Raw genomic sequence first — 17,595 nt, forward strand, 5'->3', positions numbered from 1 at the left:
GGTGACGGCAAGAAGAAATCGAGGTGAGGAGCGGCCTTGGAGATCACTCGCAGAACCGCCGCCGGGGTGCTCGCGGCGAGCTTTGCGGCGCCGGCCGCAGCCGCGCAAAGCGGCGCCGCCGAAAGCCCCGTCGCCCGCACGCGCCACGGCCAGGTTCGTGGCTATCTCGACGGCGGGGTGAAGGTCTTCAAGGGCGTGCGCTACGGCGCCGACACGACCGGCCGCCGGTTCATGCCGGCTCAGCCGCCAAAGCCCTGGCGTGGCGTTATCGACGCCACGGACTACGGCCCCGCCTCACCCCAACCCGACCGCAACGCCGGCCCGACAAGCGAGGACTGTCTGTTCCTCAACGTCTGGACGCCCGCCCTCCGGGACGGCGCCAAGCGACCGGTAATGTTCTACATTCACGGCGGCGCCTATGCGAACGGCTCCGGCTCCTCGCCGCTTTACGACGGCGTACGGCTCGCCCGGCGCGGCGACGTGGTGGTGGTGACGGTGAACCACCGGCTGAACGCCTTCGGCTACGCCTACCTGCCGCGCCTCGTCCCGCAGCTTACCGATAGCGGCAACGTCGGACAGCTCGACCTCGTGCTGGCCCTCCAGTGGGTGCGCGACAACATCGCCGAGTTCGGCGGCGATCCCTCCAACGTTATGGTGTTCGGCCAGTCCGGCGGCGGCGCCAAGATCGCCACCATAATGGCCATGCCCTCGGCCGCGGGCCTGTTCCACCGCGCCGCCACCATGAGCGGCCAGCAGGTCACCGCGTCCGGGCCCGGCAACGCCACGCGTCGCACCCTCGCCTGGCTCGAAGCCCTCAAGCTGAAGCCGGAGCAGGCGCGCGAGCTTGCGATCCTGCCGGCCGAGCGGCTGGTGGAGGCTCTGTCCGCCGAGGATCCGGTTCTGGGCTTCGGCGGCCTCTACTTCGGCCCGGTGCTCGACGAGCGCAGTCTGAAGCGACACCCGTTCTATCCCGACGCGCCCGCCCAGTCGGCGCGCATCCCGATGATCATCGGCAATACGCGCGACGAGACCCGCGCCTTCCTGGGCGGCGATCCGAAGAACTTCGCCCTGACGTGGGACGACCTGCCGGGCAAGCTCAGCCAGGCCAACATGCGGGTCGACATCGACCCCGCCACCGTGATCGCCGAATACCGCCGGCTCTACCCGGCCTATTCGCCGAGCGACGTGCTGTTCGCCGCGACAACGGCCGCACGATCCTGGCGCGGCGCGATCATCGAGCTGGAAGAGCGCGCCAAGGCCGGCCACCCCACCTGGGCCTACCAGCTCGACTGGGCCACGCCCCGCGACGGCGGCAGGTTCGGCGCGCCCCACGCGTCCGACATCCAGCTGGTGTTCGACAACATCGCCAAGCCCGGCGCCACGGCGGAAGGCCCGACGGCGCAGCCGATGGCCGACCAGATGAGCGAGGCCTTCATCGCCTTTGCGCGTACGGGTGATCCGAACTGCGCGGCCATCCCGCGCTGGGACGCCTTCACCCTGCCCCGCCGCGCGACCATGGTGTTCGACGTCCCGTCGAAGCTGGTCGACGATCCGCGCGGCGCCGAGCGCCGGCTGTTCGAGAAGGTCCCCTTCGTTCAGGCGGGCACCTAGGCCGAAATCCCTCTCCCCACGCGGTGGGGAGAGGTTAGGTGAGGGGCGATCCGCCGAGCGGCCCCTCACCCGGCCTCTCCCCACCGCGTGGGGAGAGGAGAGGACTTAGCCTCAGCGCGCCAGCCAGCCGCCGTCCACGTTGACGATGGACCCGTGCATGTAGTCCGCCGCGCGGCTGGACAGGAACACGGCGGCTCCTGCCAGGTCCGAAGGCTCCCCCCAGCGACCCGCAGGGATGCGGGCCAGGATTGCGGCATTGCGCTCCTCGTCGGCCTGCAGGGCGGCGGTGTTGTTGGTGGCGAAATAGCCGGGTGCGATGGCGTTGACGTTGATGCCCTTGGACGCCCACTCGCACGCCATGAGCTTCGTCAGGCCCGCAAGGCCGCTCTTCGAGGCCGTGTAGGACGGCACTCGGATGCCGCCCTGGAAGGACAGCATCGAAACGATGTTGACCACCTTGCCGCCGCGGCTGGCCGCCACCCACTTTCGAGCCACGGCCTGGGTCAGGAAAAAGACGGACTTCAGGTTCGTGTCCATCACCGCGTCCCAGTCCTCTTCCGTGAAGTCGAGGGTGTCGGCGCGGCGGATGATGCCGGCGTTGTTGATCAGGATGTCGACCTGACCTGCCTTGGCGAACGCTTCTTCCACCACCCCGGCGATCGGCCCGGTGGAGCTGAAGTCGGCCTTGACGGCGTGCAGCTTCCGGCCGGTCCTGGCGACCAGTTCGGCCGTCTCGTCCGGAGCGCTGCGGCCCGCCGCCACGATGTCGGCGCCGACTTCGGCGAGGCCCACGGCGATCGCTTGTCCAAGGCCCGTGTTGGCGCCGGTGACCAGGGCGACCTTGCCCTCGAGGCTGAAGGGATTGGCCATGGCGGTCCTACTTCAGCTGACAGATGTCGAGGACGTTCATGTCCGTGTAGTCGAGGTTCTCGCCGCCCATCGCCCAGATGAAGGCGTAGTTGGACGTGCCCGAGCCCATGTGGATCGACCAGGGCGGGCTCATCACCGCCTCATCGTTCGCCATGACGATGTGCCGGGCGGAGTCCGGCTCGCCCATGAAGTGGAACACGCGCTCGTCCGGCTTCAGGCCGAAGTAGAAGTAGACTTCCGAGCGGCGGTCATGGAGGTGCGGCGGCATGGTGTTCCACACGCTGCCGGTCTTCAGGATCGTCAGGCCGAGCAGCAGCTGCGCCGAGCGGCAGGTCGCCGGCACGATGTACTGGTAGATGGTCCGCTCGTTGGACGTCTCCAGGCTGCCGCGCTCCAGCGGAACGGCGTCGGCGATCGAGATGTGCTTGGCCTCGAAACGGGCATGGGCCGGGGTGGAGACCAGATAGAACTTGGCCGGGTTCGCGGCGTCGTCGGACTCGAACACGACCTCCTTTGATTCCATCGGAACGTAGAGGCCGTCCTTGGGGGCCAGGGTGAACACCTGCCCGTCCACCGTGACCTTGCCGCCGCCCTCGGAAACGTTGACGACGCCCAGTTCGCGACGTTCCAGGAACGGATGGCCGGCCGCCGAGGCCGGCTCAGTCTGGTCGGGGAGGCGCACAGGCCCACCGACCGGCATCGCGCCGCCGATCACGAAGCGCTCGTAGTGGGTGTAGTTGAGGACGATCTCGCCCGCCGCGAACAGATCGGAGACCAGGTAGCGATCGCGCAGCGTGTCGTTGTCCACGCCCTTCATCATGTCGGGGTGGGTCGCGTGGTAGGTCTTCTTGAACATGGTCGTTCCTCCCTGCGTCCGCGGTAGTCGAATTGTTGGCTTGGCGGAACGAGGTAACCGGTGTCATATCATGGCGCAATCGGTTTCGGCCGCTTAGGTCGGGGCGCATGATCGTGTCATCACCCGCTCCGCTCAGGTTTGCCGCTGACACCGGTTTCCAATACAGAGCCGAATAACCCAGAGTTATTCGGTACGAATAGAGGAACGACCCAGGCGTGACCTTCCAAGCGGCGGCGAGCTCGCCCTCCCCTGACCCGACTTCCGTCGCCCGCGCCTTCGTGCAAGCGCGGCGCACCGCCGTGGCGCTCGACGCCTTTCCGGGCGGCCAGATCCCAGCCGACCTTGCCGCCGGCTACGCCTGCCAGGACGTGGCGATCGGGCTCTGGGGCGAGGAGATCGCCGGCTGGAAAGTCGGCCGGATTCCCGATGACCTGCAAGCCGAGCTCGGCGCCGAGCGGGTCGCCGGCCCAATCTTTCCGGGCCGCGTCTGGCGGGCTGGCGATGGCCCCGTCATCCTTCCGGTCATCCCGGGTGGGTTCGCGGCGGTAGAGGCTGAATACGTGTTCCGCATCGGCGAGGATGCGCCGGCCGGCAAGACGGACTGGACCGTGGAAGAGGCCCTGATGCTTGTCGAAGACGAGCTGGTCGGCGTCGAACTGGCCGGCAGTCCGCTCGCCACCATCAACGTGCTCGGCCCCAAGGTCGTGGCCTCGGATTTCGGCAACAACGCCGGCTTGGTGCTTGGCGCGTCGATCCCGAACTGGCGCGAGCGCAACGACGACTGGCCGCCCTGCGAAACGTTCATCGACGGCATCTCCGTCGGCCGCGGCGCGCCGTCGTCCATTCCGGGCAGCCCGGCGGCCGCACTGGTGTTCCTGCTGGGCGTCTGCGCCGCTCGAGGCCGGCCGCTTAAGCGTGGTCAGCTCGTATCCACCGGTGCAGCTACCGGTATTCATGATATTGAGGCCGGACAAACGGCCCGCATCACCTTCGAAGGCCTGGGCGAAATCCGCTGCATTGCGCAGATCGCCCAACCCGAAGAGGGCTTGGGAGGAAATAAGGATGAGTTCAGCCACCCACGTCAGTCCTGATGGTAGCGGTACCACCGGCGTAATCGGTCGCTACCGGTGGGTCATCGTCACGCTTCTGTTCGCCGCCATGGTGGTGAACTACGTCGATCGGCAAACGATCGGCCTTCTCAAGAGCGACCTCAGCCGTGACTTCGGCTGGAGCGAGAACGACTACGCCAACCTGGTCTTCTGGTTTCAGGCAGCCTACGCCGTCTCCTACCTGATCTTCGGCCGCGTCGTTGACCGGATCGGGGCTCGCTGGGGCTTCGGCATCGCGTTCCTGATCTGGCAGGTCGCCCACATCGCCCATGCTGGCGCCCGCTCGCTCGGCGGCTTCATGATCGCCCGCGTGGCGCTCGGCATCGGTGAAGGCGGCGCCTTCCCCGCCGGCATCAAGGCGGTCGCCGAGTGGTTCCCCAAGAAGGAGCGCGCCTTCGCCACCGGCCTGTTCAACGCCGGCACTAACATCGGCGCCATCGTGACGCCCCTGGTCGTGCCCGCCGTGGTTCTGGCCTGGGGCTGGCAGATGGCCTTCATCGTTACCGGCATCGCCGGCTTGGTCTGGCTGCCGATCTGGCTGCTGGTCTATCGCCGTCCGCAGGAACACAAGCGCGTCGGCGCAGCCGAACTCGCCCACATTCAGAGCGATCCGCCGGACGTGGTGGAAAAGGTCGCGTGGACCGTGGTTATCCGCAAGCGCGAGACCTGGGCGTTCGCGCTCGGCAAGTTCCTGATCGACCCGATCTGGTGGATGTTCCTGTTCTGGCTGCCGGATTTCCTTGGCAAGCGCCACGGGCTGGACCTCAAGACTTTCGGCCCACCCCTGATCGCCATCTACCTGCTGTCGGACGTCGGCAGCGTGGCCGGCGGCTGGCTGTCGTCCAAGTTCATGCACATGGGCTGGAGCATCAATCGCGCCCGCAAAACCACCATGCTGATCTGCGCCCTGCTGGCGGTGCCGGTGGCCTTCGCCGCCTACGCCAACAACCTGTGGCTGGCGGTTCTGATTATCGGCGTGGCGACGGCCGCCCACCAGGGCTTCTCCGCCAACCTTTACACTCTGCCGGGCGATGTCTTCCCGCGCTCGGCCGTGGGCTCGGTGATCGGCATCGGCGGAATGCTGGGCGCGATCGGCGGCATGGCGATGAGCAAGTACGCCGGCTACGTGCTCGAGCAGATCGGCACCTACACCCCGATCTTCATCGTGGCGGGCTCGGCCTATCTCGTGGCGCTGCTGGTGGTCCACCTGCTCACGCCGAAGATGGAACCCGTCAAGCTTTAGGCGGAGGCCCGGAGGACTTCCTGACCACCAGCGTGGGCAGGCGGTCCTTCGGGTTGCGGCGCTCGTCGTCCCGGCCCATCAGCCGCTCGACGGCGAGCCGCCCGATCTCACGCGTCGGCGTCCGCACCGTGGTCAGCGCCGGCCAAAGGCGCGTGGCGAGGTCGAAGTCGTCATAGCCCACCACGGTGACGTCTTCCGGAACCCTCAGCCCCAGATCGCGGGCGGCGTGCAGGACGCCTGCCGCCATTTCGTCGTTGGCGGCGAAGATCGCCGTCGGCCGGTTCGGGCGGCTAAGCAGGTCGCGGGCCGCCGCGATCCCGGACTCGAAGGTGTAGGCGCCTTCCATCGCGAACTGCGCCTCGAGCGCCAGGCCCTTTTCGGCCAGGCCCTCTTCGAAGCCGCCGCGCCGCTCGTGACTGGAGCGGAACATGGGCGGGCCGGAGATGAAGGCGACCTGTGTGTGGCCGAGCTCGGCGATGTGCCGACCGGCTTCCCGCCCGCCGACGCGGTCGCGGGTCTCGATCATGTGATTGGCGTCATCCAGCGACACGGAGGCCACGCGCACATATTCGCAGCCGATCTCCCGCAGCAACTGGGCCGCCCGCTCGTCTTCCGACACGGACGGCGTCAGCACGACGCCGAACAGCTTCTGGCGCTCCACGAACCCGCGCAGGTCCTCCAGGAAGCTGGGGTTCTGCCGATCGCACGGATGGACGACGAGTTCGAAGCCGGAGCCGCGCATGCCGTCCAGCAGCCCCTGCTGCATGGTCACGACGTACTGCGGGTTGGGATTGTCGTGCACCACGCCGATCAGGAACGAACGGCGAAAGGCCAGCCCGCGGGCCTGCGGGTCGGGCGCATAGCCCATCTCGGCGATCACCGCCTCGATGCGCTCGCGCGTGTCCTCGCGCACATAGGGCGACGCATTGATCACCCGCGAGACTGTCTTCTTCGAGACACCAGCCAGGCGCGCGATGTCGTTGATGGTCGGGCGCTTGCGCGCCTCGTCAGAGAGTTGCGCCTGGGTCTTGCTCGGCTTCACTTGATTTTCCGGGCGTAAGCTCAAGATAGGATAGTTGCATACATAGCCTTGCAGCTTCTGTCGCGACTAGATCAGGCTCTGCCGCAGGTGCAACTTCCAGCGCCGCTTGACACCGGTTACCATAGCACATGGCCCTGAACCCCAGCCTTCTACACGTCGATCCACGCGACAACGTCGCCGTGGCGGTGCGCTTGGTCGAGCCTGGCGAGACCCTCTGCGACGGCGTCACCGCCAGCGCGCAGATCGCCGCCGGCCACAAGGTCGCCTTGCAGCCGATCGCGGCAGGCGAGCCGGTGCTGAAGTACGGCTGGCCCATCGGCCGCGCCCGCGCCGACATCGCTCCCGGCGAACACGTGCACACCCACAATGTCGCCACCGCCCTTGAGGGCCTTGAGGAGTACGTCTGGGCGCCCACGCCCCCGGACGCCCTCGCCGCTCCCCGCCAGACGACGTTCCAAGGCTACCGCCGCAGCAACGGCAAGGTCGGGACGCGCAACGAGATCTGGATACTGTGCACAGTCGGCTGCGTCGGCCGCACGGCCCAGCGCATCGCGGCCGAGGCCGCAAAGCGGTTCGAGGGCCGGGTGGACGGAGTCCATGCCCTTACCCATCCGTTCGGATGCTCGCAGCTGGGCGGCGACCTGGCCGCGACGCGCGACATGATCGCGGCGCTGGCCTCCCACCCCAATGCGGGCGGCGCGCTGATCATCGGCCTCGGCTGCGAGAACAACCAGCTCGACAAGGTTCTGGAAGCCGCCCCTAGCCTCGACCCGGCCCGTTTGCGCGCCTTCACCGCCCAGATGGCCGAAGACGAGATGGAAGAAGGTCTCAAAGCGGTGGCCGAGTTGGTGGCCATCGCCGAGCAGGACCGGCGCGAGCCCTGCCCGGTCTCGGACCTGGTTGTCGGCCTGAAGTGCGGCGGATCGGACGGCTTCTCCGGCCTCACCGCCAATCCGCTTGTCGGCCGCATCGCCGACAAGGTGACGGCGGGCGGCGGCACCGCGGTGCTGACCGAGATCCCCGAGATCTTTGGGGCGGAGCGCCTGCTGATGAGCCGGGCCAAGGATGAGGCGGTGTTCCGCCAGATCGCCTCGCTCGTGAACGACTTCAAGGACTACTTCATCAGCCACGGCGAGCCAGTCAGCGAGAACCCCTCGCCGGGCAACATCGCCGGCGGCATCACGACGCTCGAGGAGAAGTCCCTGGGCGCGGTGCAGAAGGCGGGACGCGGCCAGGTCACCGAGGTCCTGCGGTATGGAGGTCAGGCTCATGAGCACGGCGTCGTGCTGCTCGAAGCGCCGGGTAATGATGCGGTGTCCTCCACCGCCCTGACGGCCGCCGGCGCCACCGTGATCCTGTTCACCACCGGTCGGGGCACCCCGCTCGGCTTCCCGGCGCCCACTCTGAAGATCGCCACCAACTCCGGGCTGGCTCAGCGCAAGCCGAATTGGATCGACTTCGACGCGGGGCGGATCGCCAGCGGCGAAAGCTTCGACGACGCGGCGGACCGGCTGATGGAGCTGGTGGTGGCCACGGCCTCGGGCAAGGCGACCCGGGCCGAAGAGAATGGCGAGCGCGAGATCGCCCTGTGGAAGCGGGGCGTGACGCTGTAGCTACTCGGTGGGCGGGCTCTTGCGCCGATCCGGTCCGCGATAATCCGGATCGGACCTGCGCCGCCGGTCGGGGCCGAAATAGTCGTGACTGCGCACGAACGGCCGCGGGTGGTGGATCAGCGCTTCCATGCGCAGCAGCAGGCCCGCCACGGTGAAGGGCTTGGACAGGAACTCGCTGACGCCTGCGTCTCTCGCCGCCTTGACCCGACGCTGCTCGGTGTAGCCGGTCAGCATCAGGATCGGGATGTAGGGGTTGGGGCTGGACGGATCATTCCGGATGCGACGCACCAGCTGGGTGCCGTCGTCGCCCTGGCCCAGGTTCTGGTCGACGATGACGATGTCGAAGGGCAGCTCCCGCAGCGACTTGAACGCCTTGTCCGGCGTGTTGGCGTCGACCATGCGCTGCGCGCCCACACTCGCGAGCACCGACTTCACGATATCGGCCGCGTGGCGGTTGTCGTCGACGATAAGGAGGCGGAGAGCTCTTAGATCCATGCCCCTGAGCAGCTACCTCTGTGCCCTGTGTAGCCCGCACAGCATGTCTGCTGGAGGCTGCCGACCCGTCCCGGGCGGCGGACGCACCCCATAGCCATCCTGCGAGGCGCGCGCAACGCGGGCGAATTCCCACGAAGTTCGCGATCATGGCCAAAGTCGAGCTTGCGCCGCCAGCACCCATAGCGTGTGCCGATCACTTTGCTGGTGAACAGATCCTCGAAAACTCTCGCTGCGGGCGAGAAATCGCCGAGTGCTGGAGCTTCGACGCCACCTCGTCCGCAGCCACTCGCACAGGTTGTCTGACTAGTTTGTGGCGGCGAGGTCGCCCGCCACGGGCGACAGCATTCCCTCGAACAGGGGCCGCACGTAGTGGGGCTCGGCGCCCTCTGCCGGCAGCCCCGGCGCCCAGTCGCGCAGCTCAGCGCCCGCGTTGATCATGCCCGTGATCATCTGGGCTGCGACGTTGACGTCCACCGGCCGGATCGAGCCATCCGCGATCCCGTCGCAGATGACCGAGGCGATGCGATGGGCGATGCGGTCGAACTTCGCCAGCAACGGCTGCTGCATCGTCAGCGGCACCGTCGTGAGCGCTGTGATGCGCAGCAACGGCAGGTTGCCCGCCATCTGGAAGTGGACCAGCGCGGCGGAAATCTGAGCCAGCACCTTCAGGCCGGAGCCACCCTCGGACTCCGCAGCGCGGATCGCACGCCACATGATCTCGCACGTCCGCTCGAAACAGGCGACGACCAGTTCGTCCTTAGTTTCGTTGTGGTGATAGAAGGCGCCCTTGCTGACGTTGAGCCGCGCCGAAATCCTCTCCACCGACGCGCCGTGATAGCCCTCCTCGTTGATCAGTTCGGTGGCCGCCCTCAAGAAGAGCTCGGCTGACGCATCGGCCGGCCGCCCGCCCGCCTGATCCAGCTGCGGCAGATCGAACTGCGGCCAGCTTGCGCCCGGCGCGACCAGCCCGTGCCGGAGGATGTCCAGCATCCGGTCCGCCAGCCGATCGTAGTCATCGGGGACGCTCTGCTCGATCCACACCGTGGTTCCGAAAACCTCCGACATCAGCAGGTGCGTGCGGGTGTTTCGGTCGATCCGGGACAACGGTGCGTCCACCGGACCGCGGACAAGGTCGCGGGCGTTGCGGAACATGTCCACGAACGCGTCGAGCACGGGTCGCGAGTTCAGCCCGCGGACGTCGTTGAACTTGGCGATCTCCTCCGCTTCGCCAAGCTGCGCGCGACGGCGGAAATCGAAATAGCCTCGGACGAACGCCTCCATGCGGCTGCTGTCGTCCGCCTCAGACATGGCGCTGTCGATCAGCTGATTGTAGCGCTCGATAGCCAGGTGGAAGCAGGCGGCCGCCAGCTCTTCCTTGTTGCGGAAGTAGTAGATCACCCCTGTCGGAACGAGGCTGAGACGAGCCGCCACGTCCCCCAGCGTCATCGCGCGCATGCCCTTGCGGTTCAGCTCTTCCACGGCTGAGGCGATGATGGCGTGCCGGCGGGCCTCGTAGCGACGTGTCGGCGCGCGACGCGCCACGGCGGAGACTTTGGCGTCGGCGCTTCCGGACATCTGGTGAGTCATAACTCAGGAAGGCGCCCGTCGGCCACTGACCGAGCGACGTCCTGCCCCAGGTTCCGTCAGTTCGATCCAGGCCGGCGCATGGTCGCTGGCGTTTTCCGCGCCGCGGACGTCGCGATCGACACCCGCCTTCACCAGCCGCCCTTTCAGGGTCGGCGACACCAGCAGATGATCCAGACGCAGGCCCGCGTCCCGCGGCCAGCGCTCGCGCATGTAGTCCCAGAAGGTATAGATCGGCGCGTCCGGATGCAGCGTCCGCAGGGCGTCGGTCCAGCCCTGGTCGAGCAGCCGGCGATAAGCTTGGCGCGCCTGCGGCTGAAGCAGCGCATTTTTCGACCAGGACCGGCTGGCGTAGATGTCCTGATCCGTCGGCACGACGTTGTAGTCGCCGGCCAGCACTACCGGAACATCCAGCGCCAGAAGGCCTGCCGCATGGCTGATGAGGCGCTCGAACCAGGCGAGCTTGTAAGCGAACTTCGGACCGGGCTGCGGATTGCCGTTGGGCAGGTAAAGGCACCCGACGACGACCCCGTTCACCGCCGCCTCGATGTACCGAGACTGCTGATCATTCGGATCGCCGGGCAAGGCCCGGCGGATCAGCACCGGCTCGGCGCCGCGCGCCAGGATCGCTACGCCGTTGTAGGTGCGCTCGCCTCGCCAGACGGCGCCATAGCCAGCCGCCTCCAGCGCTTTGGCGGGGAACTGCCCGTCCGCGCTCTTCAGCTCCTGGAGGCAAACCACGTCAGGCTGCGAGGCCGCAAGCCACTCCAACAGGTTGCCCAGCCGCTTGTTGATGTTGTTGATGTTGAAGGTGGCGATTTTCACGGCACGCTCTCAGGGGCCGCCCGCCACCTGGCCCACGTCGCCCTCCGGCTTGGGACGTGGCGCAAGCTTCAGCCGCGAAAAGCTGACCAGGGCGGCCAGAGCCGCCACCCCGGATGCGGTCGCCAGGGCCACGATGGTCGCGTGCGTGCCGGCGAAGTGGAAGAAGACCGCGGTGGTCACCGCCCCGGCGGTCTGGCCCAGCAGGCGCGCCGTCGCCAGCATGCCGCCGGCCGCGCCGCTGCGGTTCATGGGCGCCGAGGAGACCATGGCCCGGTTGTTGGGCGACTGGAAAAAGCCGAAGCCCAACCCGCAGATCGCCATGCGCCAAACGATGTCGAAGGTGGAGGCGCCCGGGTGGATCATGGACAGCAGGGCCAAGCCCGTGGCGAACACCGCCAGGCCGACGCCGCCCAGCAACCCCGCCGGGTAGCGGTCAGCCAGCCGGCCGGCGATGGGCGCCGCAACGCCGACGGCCAACGGCCAGGGAGTCATCAGCAAGCCCGTCTCCACGGCGCTGCGGTCCATGACCGTCTGGAAGTAGAAGGGCAGCGCCACATAGGCGAGCATCTGGGCGGCGAATGACACGATCGAGGTGGCGATCGACAGCCCGAAGATCGGGATCCGCAGCAGGTCGAAGGGCACAAGCGGAGCCGGGCGGCCCAGCTCACGTCGCACCAGGAACACCGCCGCCACAGCCCCAATGGCCAGCTTCCACAGGCCGTCGACTAGGCCTTCGCGTGCGGCGGCCTCAGCGCCCAGGATCAGGAAGCCGAAGGTCGCCGCATTCAGGAGAGCGGAAATCCAGTCGAAAGGTTTGCCCGACCCCACGGTGCGCGGCAGGGCGCGGCTGGCGATGCTGATGGCCAGGAGACCGAGCGGCACATTGATCGCAAACAGCCAGGGCCAGGAGCCGTTTGCGAGAATGGCCGAGGCGACGGTGGGCCCCACGGCAGCCGAGATCGAAATCACAACTGCATTCAGCCCGATGCCCCGGCCAAGCAAGCGGGCCGGATAGGTGAAGCGCACCAGGGCGGCGTTGATGCTCATGATACCGGCGGCGCCCAGCCCCTGGAGCACCCGCGCCGCGGTAAGCTGAGCCAAGCTGTCCGTTAGGGCGCAGCCCAGAGACCCGGCTGTGAACACCGCCAAGCCCGCCATGTAGACGCGCCGGTACCCGAGCTTGTCGCCTAGCGCCGCCATCGGCAGCAGGCACACCGTGATCGCCAGCTGGTAGGCGTTGACGATCCAGATGGACGAGGCAGGGCTGGCGTTGAGCTCCTGAGCGATTGTCGGCAGCGCCACATTTGCGATCGCCCCATCGAGCACCGACATGCTCATGGCCAGCCAGATCGTCAGCACCGACCAGTAGCGGCGAGGCGTGGGCAAGCCGTCGTGCGTCGCCGCTGCTGCGACGGCAGGTCGTGAAGCGGAAGGGCTGGGCATCGCGCGCTCCGAAACACGCGGAGCGCTGGTTGTATCCCGCGGTCCGCCAAGGCCCGCGCCGGTCAGACGACGCCATTGGTGAACAACCACTTAACAAAGTGCGGTTCGGGGAGTGGCGTTACGCGAAAGAGAGGCGTATAAGAGCGCCCCATGGCCGAGCGATCTTTCAAGCCCGATCTGACCGGGTCGAACGAGACTCTCGAAGCCCTGCTCGAGCGTCTTCGTTCCTTCAGCAAGCGCCCCATCCCGGGCCGCGACCTTCCACCGGACTTCGGTCACTTCGTGACCTCACGTCGACCACGAGGCGGCGCAGGTGGAGCGGAAGCCCCCGTTCCAGCCGACAAGCCGCCGGTCGAGCTCTACGCACACTGACGGCTGTCGCCGGGCGACGACACAAGATTCCATCCGAACGGCGTTTCGTGGAAGCGGATTGCCGAACTTCACCTTGTGCTCGACAACAAGGCCGTAGCCTTGCCAGCATAATCGTCGAGACTAGCCCGGATGAGGAAGCTCCAGACCGCCGTCGACCCGGGCTCACCGGGCTTTGCGGCCAACGCCAAGGTGAACCGCGCGCTGGTCGAGCAACTGCGTGAGCGGTCCGCGGCCGCTGCGCTCGGGGGTCCAGAAGAGTCCCGGAAGCGTCATACCGGCCGCGGCAAGCTGCTGCCCCGCGAAAGGGTCATGCGCCTGCTCGATCCTGGCTCTCCGTTCCTGGAGGTCGGGCAACTGGCCGCCTTCGGCCTTTACGGCGGCGAAGCGCCAGCCGCCGGCGTGATCGCCGGCGTGGGGCGTGTCTCCGGCCGCGAAGTCATGGTGGTGGCCAACGACGCGACCGTGAAAGGCGGCGCCTACTTCCCCATGACGGTGAAGAAGCACCTGCGTGCGCAGGAGATCGCCTCCCAGAACCGCTTGCCATGCGTCTACCTGGTGGACAGCGGAGGGGCGAACCTTCCGCACCAGGCGGAGGTGTTCCCGGACCGCGACCACTTCGGCCGGATCTTCTTCAACCAGGCGCGGATGAGCGCGGAGAATATCCCTCAGATCGCCTGCGTCATGGGCTCGTGCACCGCCGGCGGGGCCTATGTGCCGGCGATGAGCGACGAGACGGTGATCGTGCGCGGCCAGGGCACCATCTTCCTGGGCGGACCGCCTCTGGTGAAGGCCGCCACCGGCGAGGTGATCAGCGCCGAGGAGCTCGGCGGCGCCGACACCCACGGCCGTCGCTCCGGCGTGGTCGATTATGTGGCGGAAAATGACGAGCACGCTCTCGCCATCGTGCGGAACATCGTCGCCAACCTGAACATCACCAAGCGGGTCGAACTCGACGTCGCCGAGTCACGCCCCCCGGCCTACGACCCGGAAGAGCTCTACGGCCTGGTGCCCGCGGACGTGCGTGCGCCCTACGATGTGCGCGAGGTGATCGCCCGGATCGTCGACGGCTCGGCCTTCGACGAGTTTAAGCCGCTGTATGGGACGACCCTGGTGTGCGGCTTCGCCCGGATCTGGGGCTATCCGATCGCCATTCTGGCCAACAACGGCGTGCTGTTCTCCGAGAGCGCGCTGAAAGGCGCGCACTTCATCGAGCTGGCCTGCAAGCGGAAGATCCCGCTGGTGTTCCTTCAGAACATCTCGGGCTTCATGGTGGGCGGTAAGTATGAGGCCGGCGGCATCGCCAAAGACGGCGCCAAACTGGTCACCGCCGTCGCGTCGGCCGAAGTTCCCAAGTTCACGGTTCTGATCGGCGGCTCGTTCGGAGCCGGCAACTACGGCATGTGCGGCCGCGCGTACTCGCCGCGCTTCCTTTGGACTTGGCCCAACAGCCGCATCTCGGTCATGGGCGGCGAGCAGGCCGCCAGCGTCTTGGCCACCGTCCGCCGCGACGCGCTGGAAGCCAAGGGAGAGACCTGGCCGCGGGAGGACGAGGACGCTTTCAAGGCGCCGATCCGCCAGCGCTATGAGGAAGAGGGCGATCCCTATTTCGCCACCGCCCGGTTGTGGGATGACGGCGTGATCGATCCAGCCCAGACTCGTGATGTTCTGGGGCTCTCGATCTCCACATCGCTGAACGCGCCGATCCCCGAGACGCGCTTCGGCGTCTTCCGGATGTAAGCCGATGAGCGCCGTCGACGTCGCCGCAACGCAGGACGCCCAGCCTCCCGCGTCCACTGAAAGCTCCCAGCTCGAAACCCCGCTGGCCGATGCGGAGGCGCACCGCATTTGCGCGAACTGCCAGACCGCCCTGGTCGGCCACTTCTGCCATCAGTGCGGACAGAAGGCGCATCTGCACGACAAGCTGTCCCACCTGGCGCACGAGCTGGTGGAAGGGATCGCCCACTTCGACGGGCGGCTTTGGCGGACCCTGCCGCTGCTGGCCTTCAACCCGGGCCGGCTTAGCCGCGAGTGGCTGCAGGGCAAGCGGATGACCTATGTCTCGCCGCTGCACGTGTTCCTGTTTGCGGTGTTCCTGGTGTTCCTGATCCCGAACTTCACCGGCCACCACCTGATCCAGCTGCCGCACTTCAAGCTTGATCCGGCGGACACCACCGACGCGCGGCTGCGCGGGCTGATCGAGCTTTGGAACCAGAAGCAGGCGGACGGGAAGTACTACGGCTACAAGGCCGAAACCCTCGCCTACAAGCTGGCTTTCGTGCTGGCGCCGGTGGCCATGCTGCTGTTGGCGGCGACCACCTGGCGCCCCTCGCGCAAGTCCACGGCCTATAAGCATGGCGTGGTGGCGCTCTATGGCCTGGGGTTTGCGGCTCTCGTCGCGTCCGCTCTCATGCTGCTCCCCAAAGCCGCATCCGACTCGGTCGGCGACTGGGCGGCCGTAGCACTCGGCGTGCACATGGTCGTCCATCTTCGCGGCGCCTACGGCTGCAGTTGGCCCGGCGCCATCGCCCGCAGCGTCGTGCTTGCGTCCTTCACCTTCCTCTCGCTGTCGCTGTTCGTGGTCGGCGTTGTGCTTCTTGGTTTGACCGCATGAGCCGCTTCTCCACGCTTCTTGTCGCCAATCGCGGAGAGATCGCCCGACGGGTGTTCGCCACGGCGCGCCGAATGGGGCTGACCACCGTCGCCGTCTACTCCGATGCGGACGCCGACGCCGCACACGTCCGTGACGCCGACCGCGCCGTGCACATCGGCCCGGCCGCCGCACGCGAAAGCTATCTCGTGCCGGAGAAGATCATCGCCGCCGCCCGCGAGGCCGGCGCCGACGCCATTCACCCCGGCTACGGTTTCCTGTCCGAGAACGCTGCGTTCGCGGAGGCGGTGATCGCCGCCGGCCTGACCTGGGTCGGCCCTCCGCCGGCGGCCATTCGCGCCATGGGCCTGAAGGACGCCGCCAAGGCGCTGATGGACAAGGCCGGCGTGCCCGTCACGCCAGGCTATCTGGGTGACGACCAGAGCCCGGAGCGCCTGGCTGCAGAGGCCGAGCGCATCGGCTTTCCGGTGCTCATCAAGGCGGTGGCCGGCGGCGGCGGCAAGGGCATGCGGCGCGTCGATCGGGCGGACGACTTCCTGGCCGGCCTTGGCGCGGCGCAACGTGAAGCCAAGGCGGCGTTCGGCGACGACCGGGTGCTGCTGGAGACCTACGTCACCCGTCCACGGCACATCGAAGTGCAGGTCTTCGCCGACACGCACGGCAACGCTGTCCATCTGTTCGAGCGCGACTGCTCGCTCCAGCGCCGCCATCAGAAGGTGATCGAAGAAGCGCCTGCCCCTGGCATGGACGCGGCCACCCGGGAGGCGGTCACCGCCGCCGCCGTGAGGGCGGCCAAGGCGGTCGGCTACCAAGGCGCGGGCACCGTGGAGTTCATCGCCGACGCCAGCGAAGGCCTGCGCCCCGATCGCATCTGGTTCATGGAGATGAACACCCGGCTGCAGGTGGAGCATCCGGTGACCGAGATGGTCACCGGTCAAGATCTGGTGGAATGGCAGCTGCGTGTCGCGGCCGGCGAACACCTGCCGCTGCGGCAGGACGAGATCACCCTTTCCGGTCACGCCGTGGAAGCGCGGCTCTACGCCGAAAACCCGGCCAGCGGCTTCCTGCCCTCCACGGGCGTGCTGGAACACTTCCGTCTGCCCGAGAACGTCCGCGTCGACTCCGGCGTCGAGGAAGGCGGGGAGGTCACCCCCTTCTACGATCCGATGATCGCCAAGCTGATCGCCCACGCGCCCAACCGCGAGCTGGCGCTCGCCGCCCTGGCCTCGGCTTGCGACGCGGTGGAGGTGTTCCCGGTCAGGACCAACGCCGGTTTCCTGACCCGCTGCCTGGAAGAGCCGGACTTCATCGCCGGTGACGTGGACACCGGCTTCATCGAGCGTCGGCTCGAAGAGCTTGTCACCACGTCCGAGCCATCCCCTGCGGTTCTCGCCGGCGCGGCGGCCGCCGCCATGATCGCTGGGGACGACAGTCTGTCGGAGCAGGCGCCGTCGCCCTGGCGCGAGCTGGCGGGCTTCCGGCTGAACGCGCCGCCGCAGCAGGCCGTGCGCCTGTTCCTGGACGGCAAGGCGGTTATGGCCGAGCCTTCGGAGACCGCGGGTTCCCGCTCTGTGCTGCTGACGGACGAAAACGACATCGTGGTCTTCGAGCATGGGGAAGCCTTCCGCTTCACTTTGGCGCCGGACGTCTCAAGGGCAGGCGAAGCGGGGGGTGACGGGCAGATCCGCTCGCCCATGCCCGGCAAGGTCACGGCCCTGTCGGTCGAGGCCGGCGCCCGGGTGACGAAGGGCCAACCTCTCCTTGTGCTCGAAGCCATGAAGATGGAGCACGCCATGTCCGCGCCGTTCGACGGCCTGGTGGAAGAGGTTTCGGTGAGCGTCGGCGCCCAGGTCAGCGAAGGCGCTGTGCTTGTCCGCCTGGCTGCGGATTGAGGCTCCAGAGGCTGGGCGCGAGCTTGTTCGGT

The 17,595-nt window shown here is 67.6% G+C and carries 15 protein-coding genes; 8 read left to right on the forward strand and 7 right to left on the reverse strand.

Annotation, left to right across the window (positions count from 1 at the left end):
• Positions 1 to 36: 36 nt before the first annotated feature.
• Positions 37 to 1,611 carry a carboxylesterase/lipase family protein gene (locus tag DJ018_RS02695; protein ID WP_111513340.1) on the forward strand — a complete coding sequence of 525 codons (1,575 nt, stop codon included), beginning with the start codon at positions 37 to 39 and terminating at the stop codon, positions 1,609 to 1,611.
• A gap of 111 nt (positions 1,612 to 1,722) precedes the next feature.
• Here the strand turns inward: DJ018_RS02695 and kduD are convergent, their stop codons facing one another.
• Together kduD and kduI are read right to left on the reverse strand one after the other, a co-directional pair.
• Positions 1,723 to 2,481 carry a 2-dehydro-3-deoxy-D-gluconate 5-dehydrogenase KduD gene (gene kduD / locus DJ018_RS02700; RefSeq protein ID WP_111513342.1) on the reverse strand — a complete coding sequence of 253 codons (759 nt, stop codon included), beginning with the start codon at positions 2,479 to 2,481 and terminating at the stop codon, positions 1,723 to 1,725.
• 7 nt (positions 2,482 to 2,488) lie between these two features.
• Complete coding sequence (kduI, locus tag DJ018_RS02705; protein WP_111513344.1) at positions 2,489 to 3,337, reverse strand: 5-dehydro-4-deoxy-D-glucuronate isomerase; 849 nt, start codon at positions 3,335 to 3,337, stop codon at positions 2,489 to 2,491.
• 215 nt (positions 3,338 to 3,552) lie between these two features.
• Between kduI and DJ018_RS02710 the strand changes: the two genes are divergently transcribed.
• Together DJ018_RS02710 and DJ018_RS02715 are read left to right on the forward strand one after the other, a co-directional pair.
• Complete coding sequence (locus DJ018_RS02710; protein WP_111513346.1) at positions 3,553 to 4,428, forward strand: 2-keto-4-pentenoate hydratase; 876 nt, start codon at positions 3,553 to 3,555, stop codon at positions 4,426 to 4,428.
• The gene (locus tag DJ018_RS02715; protein WP_111513348.1) at positions 4,400 to 5,689 is read left to right on the forward strand and encodes an MFS transporter; all 1,290 of its coding nucleotides are present in this window, start codon (positions 4,400 to 4,402) and stop codon (positions 5,687 to 5,689) included. The genes DJ018_RS02710 and DJ018_RS02715 overlap by 29 nt, the downstream gene beginning before the upstream one ends.
• Here DJ018_RS02715 and DJ018_RS02720 read toward each other — a convergent pair.
• Complete coding sequence (locus tag DJ018_RS02720) at positions 5,679 to 6,731, reverse strand: LacI family DNA-binding transcriptional regulator (protein WP_111513350.1); 1,053 nt, start codon at positions 6,729 to 6,731, stop codon at positions 5,679 to 5,681. The genes DJ018_RS02715 and DJ018_RS02720 overlap by 11 nt on opposite strands.
• A gap of 128 nt (positions 6,732 to 6,859) precedes the next feature.
• Here DJ018_RS02720 and DJ018_RS02725 point away from each other — a divergent pair, with 128 nt between their 5' ends.
• Positions 6,860 to 8,344 (forward strand): UxaA family hydrolase, encoded by a 1,485-nt coding sequence (locus tag DJ018_RS02725; RefSeq protein ID WP_111513352.1) that lies wholly within the window; start codon positions 6,860 to 6,862, stop codon positions 8,342 to 8,344.
• Here the strand turns inward: DJ018_RS02725 and DJ018_RS02730 are convergent, their stop codons facing one another.
• The 4 genes from DJ018_RS02730 to DJ018_RS02745 all read right to left on the reverse strand — a co-directional run bounded on the left by DJ018_RS02730 (position 8,345) and on the right by DJ018_RS02745 (position 12,691).
• Positions 8,345 to 8,839: a response regulator gene (locus DJ018_RS02730; protein WP_111513354.1), complete on the reverse strand. Its 495-nt coding sequence runs from the start codon at positions 8,837 to 8,839 to the stop codon at positions 8,345 to 8,347.
• 303 nt (positions 8,840 to 9,142) lie between these two features.
• Positions 9,143 to 10,414, reverse strand: a complete 1,272-nt coding sequence (locus DJ018_RS02735) for a TetR/AcrR family transcriptional regulator (RefSeq protein WP_165842778.1) — start codon at positions 10,412 to 10,414, stop codon at positions 9,143 to 9,145.
• Positions 10,415 to 10,429: 15 nt separating this feature from the next.
• The gene (xth, locus tag DJ018_RS02740) at positions 10,430 to 11,248 is read right to left on the reverse strand and encodes an exodeoxyribonuclease III (RefSeq protein ID WP_111513356.1); all 819 of its coding nucleotides are present in this window, start codon (positions 11,246 to 11,248) and stop codon (positions 10,430 to 10,432) included.
• Between the two features lie 9 nt (positions 11,249 to 11,257).
• The gene (locus DJ018_RS02745) at positions 11,258 to 12,691 is read right to left on the reverse strand and encodes an MFS transporter (protein ID WP_111513357.1); all 1,434 of its coding nucleotides are present in this window, start codon (positions 12,689 to 12,691) and stop codon (positions 11,258 to 11,260) included.
• Between the two features lie 150 nt (positions 12,692 to 12,841).
• Here DJ018_RS02745 and DJ018_RS02750 point away from each other — a divergent pair, with 150 nt between their 5' ends.
• The 4 genes from DJ018_RS02750 to DJ018_RS02765 all read left to right on the forward strand — a co-directional run bounded on the left by DJ018_RS02750 (position 12,842) and on the right by DJ018_RS02765 (position 17,563).
• Positions 12,842 to 13,063 carry a hypothetical protein gene (locus DJ018_RS02750; protein WP_111513358.1) on the forward strand — a complete coding sequence of 74 codons (222 nt, stop codon included), beginning with the start codon at positions 12,842 to 12,844 and terminating at the stop codon, positions 13,061 to 13,063.
• A gap of 129 nt (positions 13,064 to 13,192) precedes the next feature.
• Positions 13,193 to 14,800 (forward strand): carboxyl transferase domain-containing protein, encoded by a 1,608-nt coding sequence (locus tag DJ018_RS02755; protein WP_111513359.1) that lies wholly within the window; start codon positions 13,193 to 13,195, stop codon positions 14,798 to 14,800.
• A gap of 4 nt (positions 14,801 to 14,804) precedes the next feature.
• Positions 14,805 to 15,674 (forward strand): DUF3667 domain-containing protein, encoded by an 870-nt coding sequence (locus tag DJ018_RS02760; RefSeq protein ID WP_111513360.1) that lies wholly within the window; start codon positions 14,805 to 14,807, stop codon positions 15,672 to 15,674.
• A complete protein-coding gene (locus tag DJ018_RS02765) occupies positions 15,671 to 17,563 on the forward strand; it encodes an acetyl/propionyl/methylcrotonyl-CoA carboxylase subunit alpha (protein ID WP_111513361.1) in 1,893 nt (630 codons plus the stop codon). The genes DJ018_RS02760 and DJ018_RS02765 overlap by 4 nt, the downstream gene beginning before the upstream one ends.
• Positions 17,564 to 17,595: the final 32 nt, after the last annotated feature.

Origin of the sequence: Phenylobacterium deserti (assembly GCF_003254705.1) — a bacterium.
GTDB lineage: Bacteria > Pseudomonadota > Alphaproteobacteria > Caulobacterales > Caulobacteraceae > Phenylobacterium > Phenylobacterium deserti.